Raw genomic sequence first — 12,106 nt, forward strand, 5'->3', positions numbered from 1 at the left:
GTTGCCGCCCAAGGACACCATCTACGGCCGGCACATCCATACCAGCGGCTATGCGATACCGCTGTTCGTGCTCGCCTTCGCCCACCAGTGGGTGCTGCCCCTGCTCGCCGCCCTCGTCGCCGGGGACATCTTCGCCAACGAGGACCAGCACGGGACCTGGAAGACCATCCTCACCCGCTCGGTCAGCCGCACCCAGGTCTTCTGGGCCAAGACCCTCACCGCCGTCGGGTTCAACCTCCTCGTGCTGGCGCTGCTCGCCGCCAGCACGATCACCACGAGTCTGCTGGTCGTCGGCACCCAACCGTTGCCGGGGCTCACCGGCCAGCTCATCCCGGCTGGTCACGCGCTGCCGATCGTCGTTGCCAGTTGGGCCACCGCGGTGGCCCCGGTGCTCGGCTTCACCGCCCTGGCGATCCTGCTGTCCGTCACCACCCGTAACCCGACCATCGGGGTCGCCGCGCCCGTCGTCCTCGGCATGATCATGCAGCTGCTCAGCAGCCTCGGCGGGCTCAACAAGGGCCGGCGATACCTGCTCACCACCCCGTTCGAGGCCTGGCACGGCCTGCTCACCGCGCACCCCTTCCACGCACCGATCGTCACCGGCGCGACCGTGAGCGCCGGCTGGCTGATCAGCTGCCTGACCCTCGCGTACCTCTACCTGCGTCGCCGCGACATCACCGGAGGCTGACCGATGAACCGCCTGCGCACCACCCTCCTCGCGGCCGGCCTCGCGGCCGCCGCCACCGGCTCCCTCACCGGATGCGGCCAGCCCGACGTCACCAAGGCCCGCCTCGAGCGGGCCATCACCCCCACCTTCACCAACCTCTACATCCAGCGCGCCACGCTGCTCGGCGAACCGGGCATCACCGTCGCAGGCATCGGCGCCTCCGCCGCCTGCGACCGCGGCGGCCCCAAGGTCCCGGACGTCGGCCCCGGCCCCGACTGGATCTGCATGATCCACTTCGTTGACGACCACGGACAGCCACAGGACGGCAAGTTCGAGGTCCAGGTCAAGTCCGATGCCACCTACGTCGCCGGCGGGCCCTCCAAGCTCATCGGCATGGCCACCATCACCGACAGCCACGGCCACGACGTGCCCAACCCCGTCTTTGAATTCGACGGCGCCTTCGATCCGGACGAATGAGCGATGGGGTGCCTTGACGCTCCAACGTATTGACGGTGACCTGGGGCACAGCATTCAATGTCGGAGTCGAGATGCATCGGCGCGGCCCCCATCCGGACGACCGCGCCGGCCACTTCGATCGATCCTCCTCTCACGTCACCGGAAGCCATGGTCAGGTTGCGGTAAGCGCGGTGGACAAACGGGTGAACGAGCGCCGGCGAAGGATGGTGTTCAGCTCAGCGCTGCACGTCCTCCCCCACGGCATCGCCATCATCTACTGCCTCATGACGTTGCACGAGCCACATCGGAGCCTCATGCTCACGGGCTACGGCTGCGGTATGGCCGCCGGCATCGCCGGTTTGTGGGCAGCGAAGCGGGTGACCACGAAGGCGTCGGGGTACCGCATCTCGTTCACGATCCTTTCGATCACGCTCGTCGCGATCGCGCTCGGCGCGTACTGGGACGGTGGCGCCGCCTCGCCGGCCGCGCTCGGATTCGTGACCACCTCGGTCTTCGTCGCCAGCTACACGCCGGACGTGCGTCTGGTGGTGGGCCTCACGACGCTCACCGTCGGGGCCTACCTCACTGTCAGCGCCACCGGACGACCGGTGCCCCCCGGTCATGTTTTCCTCTACGTCGCGGCCATGGTGATCCTCACCGCCGTCTGCTCCGCGCAGGCCCAGATACTCGCGCGGCAGCGGTCGCAGCTACGGTCACTCGCGGCGGTGGACCCGCTCACCGGCGCCCTCAACCGGCGCGGCCTGGCCGAGTTCGCCAAGCACGTCTTCAGGGACGGCTGTCGCCTCGGCCCGTCCCTGCTCTGCCTGGATCTGGATGACTTCAAGCTCGTCAACGACCGCCTCGGGCATGCCGCCGGCGATCGCCTGCTCCAGCGGACGGTGGTGGCGACGCGAGCGGTACTGCGCGCCGAGGACGCCATCGCACGTGTCGGCGGCGACGAGTTCGTCGTCGTCCTGGTCGACGCGGACGAGGGCACGGCGCGGACGGTGCTGACCCGGATCGACGCCGCCCTGCGCCCGCTTGCCCGGGTCAGCATCGGCTCGGCCACCGCTCCGCACGACGGTCACACGCTCGAAGCCCTGATGCAGGTCGCCGACCAGCGACTGTATCGAGTGAAACAGGAACGCCACCCGGTCGCCGACCCGCCGCCGGGCGACCGCCACGGCCCGCTGGCCGGCCGCTCCGACACCCTCGGGGTGCCGTAGCCGGACACCTGTCGATTCACGCACCGGCTCGCCGGTGGGCAGTTCCGATTCGCATGGGTCACCTTCTCGGTGTCTTCCAACCCGATGGTCCGGCTGATGACGGCTTTACCGGCCACAGTTAGCGGGCGGCACCCGGATCCACCGCGATCCGGTCGGCGAAGTCCATGGTCGCCACATCGCCGGGGTCCAGCCCGGCGCGGTGCCGATCGGTGACGATCGCGTGAAGCGTGCGGTCGTCGTAGAACCGGTCCCGCAGCACGGCGGCGTTGGCCAACGCGCAGTACCGCGATCCGAGGGCCCGGGCCGCCGCCAGCGTCACCAGCTCGTACCGGCGCTCGTCCATGCCGGCCCGGATCGCCGCGTTGAGCGCCTGCCAGGCGGCGTACGCCTCGGGCGCCAGGGCGAACACCCGGGCGTAGTTCGGGACGTATCCGAACCGGGCGGCATGACTTGCGTTGAGCGGCGACTCGGCCGGGGTTCGGAGGTGGGACATGGCCGGAACCGTAGAGCGCGGCGACCGGCCAGGACTGGGGAGAACTACCTATGTTGGGGAGTCGATCGTGACGGTGATCGGGCCGATCGGCAGGGTCCCGTCGTTCAAGGGCACGCAGCGGACACCACCGCGACCCCGCAACGCCCTCCAGGCACCCGGGCCGACGGCGACGTCCATCCAGGCGCACGGGTTCGCCGGGCGGCGGACCCGCAGGTGGACCGGTCCCTGCCCCGAGTCCAACGTCAGCACGAACCCGATCAGCTCGTCCACCGCGATGCCCGCGGTGAGCACGTTGCGCCTGACCTGCACGAGGTCGGATCCAGGCGGCAGTGACTCCTGCGCAATCACGGTCACGCTCGCGTCGCGGTGCGCCTGCTTGCCGAAGTACCGGTCACCGACGATGCCGAGACCCGCGCGGATCCGGATCTCCTCGACCAGTTCACCGGACGGTGCGGGCGCCGGACCGTCCGCGGGCCGGCCCACGTAGCGGTGCACGGGTGAGGCCAGCAACTGGACGATCCGTGGCATGGCAGCGATTCTACGAAGAGCCTGAGCCGCGCACATTCATCTCGGCAGATGCGGGGGGACCCTTCGCCGGCCGTGTCGTGCCGTACGATCGCCGTGCTGTCCCCGGGCACACGGAGGTCGCGATGGCGGGTACGACGTCGGAATCACTCGGGTCGGGCCGACGGCCCGCACCGGAAGAGCTCTCCCCGTCGTCGCGGATCGACCCGACCGTGCCGCATGCCGCCCGCCGCTACGACTACTGGCTCGGGGGCAAGGACAACTTCGCCGCCGACCGGGAGTCGGGCGACGCGGTCGCGGCGGCGTACCCAGCGATTCGCACGACCGTGATCGAAAACCGGCGTTTCCTCCAGCGAGCCACCCGTCACCTCGCCGCGGAGGCCGGCGTCCGGCAGTTCCTCGACATCGGCACGGGCATCCCGACCAGTCCCAACCTGCACGAGATCGCCCAGTCCACCGCACCGGAGTCCCGGGTCGTCTACGTCGACAACGACCCGATCGTGCTGGCGCACGCCCGGGCCCTGCTCACCAGCGCGCCGGCGGGCGCCACCGCGTACGTCGACGCCGACCTGCGCGACCCGGAGCGGATTCTGGACCACCCGGACGTCCTGGCGACGCTGGACCTCACCCGCCCGGTCGGCCTGATGCTGGTCGCGGTCCTGCACTTCCTCTGCGACAGCGACGACCCGTACGGGGTGACCCGGCGGCTGATCGAGGCCATCCCCTCCGGCAGCTACGTGGTGATCTCCCACGCCACCACCGATCTGGTCCCGCGGCACATCGCCGCCACCGCGGCGCCGACCACGACGACGAGCATGATCGACATGGCGTTCCGCACCCGGGACCAGTTCGCGGCGTTCTTCGACGGGCTCGACCTGATCGCCCCGGGCGTCACTCCAGTGACCGAGTGGCGTCCGGAGGACCGGCCGGAGCAGCGCACCCCGGTGGCGCAGGCCTCCATGTACGCGGCGGTCGCGCGCAAGCCCTGACCGGTGGGCAGCCCTTCTTCGGCGCTTGCTCGGCGCGCAGGGTCGGGGGCGCGCGGCCCGTCAGGATCGATTCGGTCTGGCCCGGTCGACGGTCAGGTCGACGTCGCGGTCCGGCGCGTCGGGTTCGACGAGGGTGAGCAGGCGTCCCGCCTCCTCCACCAGCGCGCTCTGCTCCGCCGAGGGCACGTCGCCGAACGTCCGCATCTGCAGCACGGCGCGCCGCCCGTCGCGGGCGACCGCCCAGGTCCCCGCACGACGTCGTCCATCAGGACGGTGGCGGCCACCGCCGGGGTGATGACCCGCTTCCTGTCCTGGTCGCTGATGACCCGCGTCCGGTCGGCGTGGGCGAGCAGGATGTTGTCGTACTCGGGGAGCAGGCGCGGCGGGGCCGGCACGTCGGGATCCGGCCGCGGCGCGTCGGGCAGGTCGAACAGTTCACGACCGTGCTCGTCGGCGAAGACGCGCAGCTGCGGGCGCTTACCGTCGACCACCTCGGCTCAGTGAGCCGGCGCGGCGCGTCGCTGCCGGACGAGGTCGAGCATCTCGTCGACCGAGCCGGCCGGGTCGGTCACCGGGAACTGCACGTCCCGGACCACCGCGTCCGGGTCGACCAGCAGGGTGAGCCGTTTGAACCGGTCGACCCCGCCGGCGCGGAACGTGGGCAGGAGCAGGCCGGCGGCGAGCCGACCGTCCTGGTCGGACAGCAGCGGGTACGGCAGCCGGGCGTGCTCGGCGAAGGCGCGTAGCTGGTCCGGGCGCTGGGTGCTGACACCCCGTACCTCGGCACCTGCGGCGCGGAACAGCTCGTGGCGGTCGGCGTACGTGCGGGATTCGAGGGTGCAGCCGACGGCGCCCGGGATCTCCTCCCAGCCGGGCGGGAGGCCCTGGGCGCCGGGGGCGAACGCGCCCGGGAAGAGGTAGAGCACCGTCCATCGGCCGGCGACGACCGGGGACTCCGCGCCACCGTCGTGCCGCGCCAGCGTCATCTCCGGTACCCGCCGACCGACCAGGTGGTGCACCCGGCGCGCCTCGGCGGATTGGGCGTCGGCGGTGGCGGTGAGGTCGCCCTGGCCCATCACGTGCCGGGCGCCCCAGTCCTGCAGGGCGACCAGGACGGGGAGCAGGCCCTCGCCCTTGCGGGTGAGGAGGTAGTCAAAGCGGGGCGGGTGCTGGGAGTAGGGCTCGCGGCGCAGCACCCCGGCCTCGACCAGCGCGCCGAGGCGTTCGGTCAGCGCGCGACGGCTGACGCCGAGTTCGCGCTGCAGGGCGTCGAAGCGGGTGGTGCCGCCGGCGATGTCGCGGACGATCAGGAAGGTCCACCAGTCGCCGAGCACGCCGAGCGCCTGGGCGATGCCGCAGTCCGCGTCGCCGAGGTCAGCGCGCCTCACATCCCACCTCCCGCCGGATCGGTCGCCTCGACTATAGTCCGTTTCAGATTGGAACTGACCGGCTCGCGAAACGGGGGTTGGCGGAATGACCGTCAGGCAGGGTGCCGGGGTGTTCTGGCGCTGGTGGACCGCCGGCACGACCAGCCAGGTCGGGTCGGCGGTCGGGGCGGTGGCGCTGCCGCTGACCGCGCTCACCGTCCTGGACGCGACCGCGTTCCAGATGGGTCTGATCGCCGCCGCCAGCTACGTCGCCTGGCTGGTGATCGGGTTGCCCGCCGGCGTGATCGTGCAGCGGCTGCCGCTGCGCGGCGCCCAGGTCGGCGCGGACCTGGCCCGCGCCCTGGCCGTGGCCTCCATCCCCCTCGCCTGGTGGTGGGGCTGGCTGACCGTCGCCCAACTGGTCGTCGTCGCGCTGGTGGTGAGCTTCGCCAACGTGCTCTTCGACGTCGCCAACGCCACCTTCCTCCCGGAGATCGTCAGCCGCGAGCAGCTGCACTCCCGCAACAGCCTCACCTCGGCCACGCACGCCGCCACCCAGCTCAGCGGTCCGTCGCTCGGCGGGCTCGCGGTGCAGGCACTCGGCGCGGTGCCGACGATCCTGGTCGACGCCGCCAGCTACCTGGTCTCGGCGGTGCTGCTGCGGTCGCTGCCGGCCCGCCGGGTCGACGCGCCCGACCGGTGGCCCCCGGTGCGCGAGATGATCGGCGAGGGCTGGCGCTACGTGACCCGCCACCCGGTCATGGGCCCGACCATGTGGACCGCGACCGCGGTGAACTTCGTCTGCGGGGCACAGCTCGCGATCTACCCGCTCTACCTGGTCCGGGAGCTGCACGCGCCGGCCGCCCTGGTGGGCGTGCTGCTCGCCGTCGAAGGGGTCGGCTCGCTGGTGGGCGCCACCCTCACCCCGTGGATCACCGGCCGCTGGGGCACCGCCCGCTCCCTGGTCGTGGCCTGCCTGGTCTCGGTGGCGGGCGCATTCCTCGTCCCGGTGGGCGTCGGCTGGCCGGCCTACCTCGCGTTCGCCGCCGGCAACGTCGTCTTCGCCGGAGGCGTCGTCGTGCTCAGCGTGACCACCCGGACGTACCGGCAGACCGCCAGCCCGCCCGACCTGCTCTCCCGGGTCATGGCGACGGTCCGGTTCGTCTCCTGGGGTGCCATCCCCGTCGGCGGGCTGGTCGCCGGCGCCCTGGCCGGGCTGGTCGGCGCCCGCGTCACCCTCTTCCTCTTCGCCGGGGCGACGGTGCTGGCCCCGCTGGCCCTGCTCCTCTCCCCCGTCCGGAGCCTGCGCGACCTGGCCGACCTGCGCGTCGACGAGCCGATCGCGCAGCGGGACGAGGTCGCGGCGACGCGCTGACGCCGGGGCCCGCGAGCCGCCGGCTGGCGGGACCCGGTCAGCTCGGCAGGACCGCCACCGCGACCCGGCGGGCCCGGTCCGGGTGGGTGAGCACGTCCACGTTGTCCACGTACTGGTCGACGGCGCCGATCGGCGGCCGTTCGCGCAGGGCCGGATCGGTGATCGCGGCGCGCAGCGCGGCGACGAACCGGTTCGCGTTGAGCACCAGGAACGGCCGGTGATGGAACGGCCGGGCCGTGGGATCGACCCGCGGCGTCAGCCCGCTGTCGTTGGTCCAGCCGGCCAGCGCCTCCAGCGCCCGGACCAGCCCGCCCTGCCGCTCCGCCCAGCCGCCGGGCCCGAGAGCGTTGGTCAGCGCGTCCACCACCGGCGCCGCGGCCGGCAGCCGGGCGAAGAGGGTGCCGAGCCACTTGTCGTACGGGGGCCAGCGCCGGTGCAGCAGCAGGCCGAGGCGCATCAGGTCCCGGGCCAGCCGCGCGGTCACCACCCGGCTGCCCAGCTCGTCGCCGACCTCGGCGCACCGCCCGGCAAGGTGTTCGGCCTGCCCGACCCGGGCCCAGGTGGCGGCCAGCACGTACCGCCAGACGTCGTCCGGGTACCAGGCCAGCCGGGCCCGGACGGTGGTGAGCGCCCCGTCGAGGCCGTCGTGGAACACCGCGCCGCCGGTCAGCTCCGCCAGCCGTTGGGTGGACACGGAGAGCCAGTCGTCCGCCTGCATGCCGGGGCCGGGTGCGAAGCCGAGCCGGCCGCGCAGCCACCCGTCCAGCTCCGCCACGCCGACCCCGTGCCGGTCACCGTCGGAGTCCACCACGCCGAGGCGGACGTCCGGGCCACCGGCGAACCGGGTCGGCCAGCCGAGGAACTCCGCCGGCAGTTCGGCGTCGAGGACCTCGCACACGGGCGCGACGGCAGCCGGGTCGGCGACGAACAGCTGGCAGCGCGGCCCCCAGTCGTGGTCCGTGGAGCGCGGGGTGTCCAGGCCGAGCAGCTCGGAACCGCCGTCGAGCAGACCGGCGGCGTACCGCAGCCCGGGCAGGCGGCGGAGCAGCAGCGGAGCCACCGCCTCGTCGTGGAAGCGCCGGCAGAGGGTCAGCCCCGGTACGAAGACCATGGTGGCAGTCTGCCCGGTGCCGCCGGGGCGACCCAGCCGATATCGATCCACCGGCCGCCGCGCACCGATAGCCTGAGCCGCAGACGAGGAGGGCCGGATGGCAGCCACGGGGCGGGGCCGGACGACGGCACGGCGCCGCCGGCTGCTCCTGTCCGGCATTCTCGCCGTGGTGGGGCTGGTGCTGCTGGTGCTCGGGTTCACCGTGGCCAACGGCACGACAGCCGGGATCGAGGTGGCGCTCGCGATCCTGTTGCTGCTGGCCAGCTACGCCGTGCAGTACGTGGCCCGCCGGGAGACGCTGTACCGCCACGACCAGCGCTGAGCCGGGGCCACACGCGGCCCGATCAGGCCGTCCCCCACGTCGTCACACCGCTGTGCCAGGCTGTCGGGCGTGGCACACCAACCCCCGATTCTGCTGATCGACGCGCCCAGCCTCTACTTCCGGGCCTACTTCGGCATCCCGGAGTCGGCCGCGAAGACGGAGGACGGCCAGCCGGTCAACGCCGTCCGCGGCTTCCTGGACATGCTCGCCCAGCTCATCCGCACCCGCCGCCCCGACCGGATGGTCTGCGCGCTCGACCACGACTGGCGGCCGGCGTGGCGGGTCGAGCTGCTGCCGTCGTACAAGGCGCACCGGGTGGCGCCGGAGGGTGGCGAGGTGGTGCCCGACACCCTCTCGCCGCAGGTCCCGATGATCCTGGAGGTGCTCGACGCGGTCGGCATCATCGCCATCGGCGCCACCGGGTACGAGGCCGACGACGTGCTCGGGACGCTCTCGGTCACCCAGCCGGGCCCGGTGGAGGTGGTCTCCGGCGACCGCGACCTGTTCCAGCTCGTCGACGACACCCGCAAGGTCCGGCTGCTCTACGTCGGGCGCGGGGTGGCCAAGCTGGACGACTGCGACGACACCGCGGTCCGCGCCCGGTACGGCGTTCCCGCCGACCGGTACGCCGACTTCGCCGCGCTGCGCGGCGACCCGAGCGACGGGCTGCCGGGCGTGCCTGGCGTGGGCGAGAAGACGGCGGCCCGGCTGGTCGAACGGTACGGGAGCCTGGCCGGCATCCTGGCGGCGCTGGACGACCCCGGGTCGGGGTTCGCGCCAGGGCTGCGGGCGAAGCTGATCGCCGCGCGGGACTACCTGGCCGTCGCGCCGAAGGTGGTGCGGGTGGCCACCGACGTGCCGCTGCCCAAGCTGGCCACCGCGTTGCCGACCGCGCCGGCGGATCCGGACCGGCTGCTGGAGCTGGCGCAGCAGTGGAATCTGGCCGGCTCGTGCCGGCGGCTGATCGACGCCCTCGCCGGGCTGGCCTGATCGGTCCTGCGGCCGACGGTGACGCCACCGGCCCGTCCCGGGGCCACGGGCCGCGCCGGGTCGGGGCCGTCTGGGAGGGTGGCGCCGTGACGACGGGAACCGACTGGCAGGCGTGGCACCGCCCGTACGCCGACGAGAACTCTGCCCTGTCCCGCCGGCTCCGGCTGGTGCGGGAGCACATCGGACGCTGGCTCGACGACCGCCCCGACGAGAGGTTGACGGTGGTGAGCGCGTGCGCGGGTCAGGGCCACGACCTGATCGGGGTGCTCGCCGCGCGGGACGACGCGCCCCGGGTCCGGGCCACGCTTCTGGAGTACGACCCCGGCAACGTGGCCGCCGCCCGGGCAGCCGCCGAGGAGGCGGGACTGGCCGGCGTCACGGTGGTGCGGGCGGACGCGGGGCGGCTCGTCTCGTACGTCGGGGCCGTCCCGGCCGACCTCGTGCTGATGGCCGGCGTCTTCGGCAACATCTCCGACGACGACGTGCGCCGGACCATCCGTGCCCTGCCGCAGCTCTGCGCCATGAACGCCACGGTGATCTGGACCCGGACCCGCCGCGCGCCCGATCTGACCCCGGCGGTGCGGCGGTGGTTCCGGGAGGCCGGTTTCGTGGCGGAGGCGTTCCACGCGCCCGACGACGTGCTGTTCTCCGTGGGCGTGCACCGTTTCGTCGGCCCGCCCCGTCCGCTGGACGAGGCGGGCGACCTGTTCACCTTCATCGTCTGACGGCGGTCCGCCGGTCAGCGGGGCGGGGTGGAGCGCCGGGACGGGAACGGCGTGCCGGGCTGGCCCAGGGTGGACCGGCCTCGCAGGCCGACCGGGTCCACCGCCGGCTGCGGCGCGGCGACCGCGACGTGCTGGTCGGCGGACCGCCGGGCGTCGAGGTACGCCGTACCAGCCACGTCCTCCGCGGTGGGGGCGGCGAGCAGGGCGTAGACCAGCCCGACCACCACGAAGATCACCGCGAGGACGATCGGCACCAACAGTCCGCTGACCTCGGTGCCGCTGATCTGGTCCTGCCGGTGATGCAGGTGCACCGAGAGGGCACTCATCCCGGTGAAGTGCATGCCGTTGACGGCGATGCCCATGACCAGCGCCGAGGCGACGATGGCCAGGCCGCGGCGGACGGTCATCGCCAGCCAGAGCGCGACGGTGGCGGCCACCACCGCGATCAGCACCGACAGCACCACCCGGGGCCGGTCGTAGGCGAGGGTGCCGTCCAGCCGCATCGCGGCCATGCCGGTGTAGTGCATGGCGGAAACGCCGGCCCCGGTGAACAGGCCGCCGGCGATGAGCCGGAGCGCGGTGAGGCGGCCGGTGCCGACGATGGCGAGTCCGAGGCCGACGGCCGACACGGCGATCAGCGTGCTGGCCGCGGTGATCGGCACGTCGTAGCGGATCCGGGTCCCCTGGACGGCGAAGCCGAGAAGTGCATGGACCAGATGGCCGTACCGCCGATCGCCCAGGCGGCGAGCAGCCCCCACCAGGCCCGCTGCCCGGCGCTGCGCGCGGTACGGATCCGGCCGGCGCAGACCAGCCCGAGGACCGAACCCAGCACGGACAGCGCGTAGCTGAGGGCGGGTGTGATCCACCCGTACTCAAAGTGATTGATCTGCGCCATTCCAGCCTTTCCCCCGGTCGGTTACCGGCGCGTAGCAAACGCGCCTCAGCCATGATCGGGGAGCCGCTGAGCAGGCATGACACCACCCCCCGGGAAATCCGGGGGGTGGTGTCACAGTGACAGCGCGATGCGTCGATTGATCGCGCGTGGTGACCGAGAGTAAGACTCAGGCGGGGCCGTGGTAGGCCAGCACGCCCCGGTTCACCGCGGCGATGGCCTGCCGGGCGGTGGAGCGCAGCTCCGCCGACGCGCCGCCGGAGTCGGCGAGCTGGCCGAGCAGGTCGACCACCTGCCGCGCCCAGCGGACGAAGTCGCCGGCCGGCATCTCTCCGTCGATCTGGTGTCCGCTGGCGAGCACCTTCGCCAGGGCCTCACCCCGCGCCCACCGGTAGATCGGCCAGGCGAAGCCGAGGTCCGGCTCCCGGGTGACGGCGAGCCCCCGGGCGGCCTCGTCCGCCTCGATCTCGCTCCACAGCTTGAGCGTCTCGTCGACCGCGTCGGCGACCGGGCCGCGCGGCAGCGACGCCCGCTCCTCGAACTCCCGACGCGCCTCGAAGACCACCACGGACACCGCGGCGGCAAGTTCGGCCGGGGAGAGCCCGTCCCACACGCCGCGACGCAGGCACTCGGCGACCAGCAGGTCCGCCTCCGTCCAGATGCGACCGAGCATCCGGCCGGCGTCGGTCACCCCGCCGTCGGTGGACAGGTAGCCCCGCGCGGTGAGCAGCGCGACGATCCGGTCGAAGGTCCGGGCCAGGGAACCCGTCCGCCCGGCGACCCGCTGGCGCAGCTCCTCGGTGTCGCGTTCGAGGCGGCGCCGCCGCTCGGCCCAGCGGGCGTGCTCCTCCCGGTCCGGACAGTCGTGGCAGGGGTGCCGGCGCAGCTCGGTGCGGAGCTGGCTGAGCCGGTGGTCCTCGCCGGCGGCCTGCCGGGACCGGCCGCCGCGACGCCCGCCGTGCCGGTCC

The 12,106-nt window shown here is 73.1% G+C and carries 13 protein-coding genes and 3 pseudogenes; 8 read left to right on the forward strand and 8 right to left on the reverse strand.

Annotated features, from left to right (window positions below; translation table 11 throughout):
- The 3 genes from DKL51_RS23265 to DKL51_RS23275 form a co-directional block, all read left to right on the forward strand.
- Nucleotides 1-688 (forward strand): DUF2705 family protein (locus DKL51_RS23265; RefSeq protein ID WP_148097832.1); only part of this gene is annotated, 688 nt, incomplete at its 5' end.
- Between the two features lie 3 nt (nt 689-691).
- Entirely contained in the window at nt 692-1,144 is a 453-nt protein-coding gene (locus DKL51_RS23270) for a hypothetical protein (protein ID WP_109943101.1), read from the forward strand.
- 35 nt (nt 1,145-1,179) lie between these two features.
- Nucleotides 1,180-2,349: a GGDEF domain-containing protein gene (locus DKL51_RS23275; RefSeq protein ID WP_123809739.1), complete on the forward strand. Its 1,170-nt coding sequence runs from the start codon at nt 1,180-1,182 to the stop codon at nt 2,347-2,349.
- Between the two features lie 118 nt (nt 2,350-2,467).
- On the opposite strand, the gene DKL51_RS23280 is transcribed toward DKL51_RS23275, so the two are convergent.
- Nucleotides 2,468-2,842, reverse strand: a complete 375-nt coding sequence (locus tag DKL51_RS23280; RefSeq protein ID WP_109943099.1) for a carboxymuconolactone decarboxylase family protein — start codon at nt 2,840-2,842, stop codon at nt 2,468-2,470.
- A gap of 48 nt (nt 2,843-2,890) precedes the next feature.
- Nucleotides 2,891-3,370, reverse strand: a complete 480-nt coding sequence (locus DKL51_RS23285) for a molybdenum cofactor biosysynthesis protein (RefSeq protein WP_109943098.1) — start codon at nt 3,368-3,370, stop codon at nt 2,891-2,893.
- Between the two features lie 122 nt (nt 3,371-3,492).
- Here DKL51_RS23285 and DKL51_RS23290 point away from each other — a divergent pair, with 122 nt between their 5' ends.
- A complete protein-coding gene (locus DKL51_RS23290) occupies nt 3,493-4,356 on the forward strand; it encodes an SAM-dependent methyltransferase (protein ID WP_109943097.1) in 864 nt (287 codons plus the stop codon).
- 60 nt (nt 4,357-4,416) lie between these two features.
- Here DKL51_RS23290 and DKL51_RS36590 read toward each other — a convergent pair whose 3' ends face one another.
- From DKL51_RS36590 to DKL51_RS23300, 3 genes and pseudogenes are all read right to left on the reverse strand, one after another.
- On the reverse strand, nt 4,417-4,560 hold the full coding sequence (locus tag DKL51_RS36590; RefSeq protein ID WP_243420845.1) for a hypothetical protein: 144 nt from the start codon (nt 4,558-4,560) through the stop codon (nt 4,417-4,419).
- Nucleotides 4,561-4,613: 53 nt separating this feature from the next.
- Nucleotides 4,614-4,847 (reverse strand): annotated as a pseudogene (locus DKL51_RS37265) (DNA glycosylase AlkZ-like family protein); the annotation flags it as partial.
- Nucleotides 4,848-4,853: 6 nt separating this feature from the next.
- Nucleotides 4,854-5,744: a winged helix-turn-helix transcriptional regulator gene (locus DKL51_RS23300; protein WP_109943095.1), complete on the reverse strand. Its 891-nt coding sequence runs from the start codon at nt 5,742-5,744 to the stop codon at nt 4,854-4,856.
- A gap of 85 nt (nt 5,745-5,829) precedes the next feature.
- On the opposite strand from DKL51_RS23300, the gene DKL51_RS23305 reads away from it, so the two are divergent.
- Entirely contained in the window at nt 5,830-7,098 is a 1,269-nt protein-coding gene (locus DKL51_RS23305) for an MFS transporter (protein WP_109943094.1), read from the forward strand.
- 37 nt (nt 7,099-7,135) lie between these two features.
- Here the strand turns inward: DKL51_RS23305 and DKL51_RS23310 are convergent, their stop codons facing one another.
- Complete coding sequence (locus DKL51_RS23310; RefSeq protein WP_109943105.1) at nt 7,136-8,209, reverse strand: DUF4037 domain-containing protein; 1,074 nt, start codon at nt 8,207-8,209, stop codon at nt 7,136-7,138.
- Nucleotides 8,210-8,306: 97 nt separating this feature from the next.
- Between DKL51_RS23310 and DKL51_RS23315 the strand changes: the two genes are divergently transcribed.
- The 3 genes from DKL51_RS23315 (at nt 8,307) to DKL51_RS23325 (ending at nt 10,246) form a co-directional block, all read left to right on the forward strand.
- A complete protein-coding gene (locus tag DKL51_RS23315) occupies nt 8,307-8,531 on the forward strand; it encodes a hypothetical protein (RefSeq protein ID WP_109943093.1) in 225 nt (74 codons plus the stop codon).
- A gap of 69 nt (nt 8,532-8,600) precedes the next feature.
- Nucleotides 8,601-9,521, forward strand: a complete 921-nt coding sequence (locus DKL51_RS23320; RefSeq protein ID WP_109943092.1) for a 5'-3' exonuclease — start codon at nt 8,601-8,603, stop codon at nt 9,519-9,521.
- 86 nt (nt 9,522-9,607) lie between these two features.
- Nucleotides 9,608-10,246 carry a class I SAM-dependent methyltransferase family protein gene (locus DKL51_RS23325; RefSeq protein WP_109943104.1) on the forward strand — a complete coding sequence of 213 codons (639 nt, stop codon included), beginning with the start codon at nt 9,608-9,610 and terminating at the stop codon, nt 10,244-10,246.
- 14 nt (nt 10,247-10,260) lie between these two features.
- On the opposite strand, the pseudogene DKL51_RS23330 reads toward DKL51_RS23325, so the two are convergent.
- Together DKL51_RS23330 and DKL51_RS23335 are read right to left on the reverse strand one after the other, a co-directional pair.
- Nucleotides 10,261-11,141, reverse strand: a pseudogene (locus tag DKL51_RS23330) (MHYT domain-containing protein).
- A gap of 166 nt (nt 11,142-11,307) precedes the next feature.
- A pseudogene (locus tag DKL51_RS23335) lies at nt 11,308-12,106 on the reverse strand (DEAD/DEAH box helicase); the annotation flags it as partial.

This window comes from Micromonospora globispora, from assembly GCF_003857015.1.
GTDB classification, from domain to species: Bacteria; Actinomycetota; Actinomycetes; order Mycobacteriales; family Micromonosporaceae; genus Micromonospora; species Micromonospora globispora.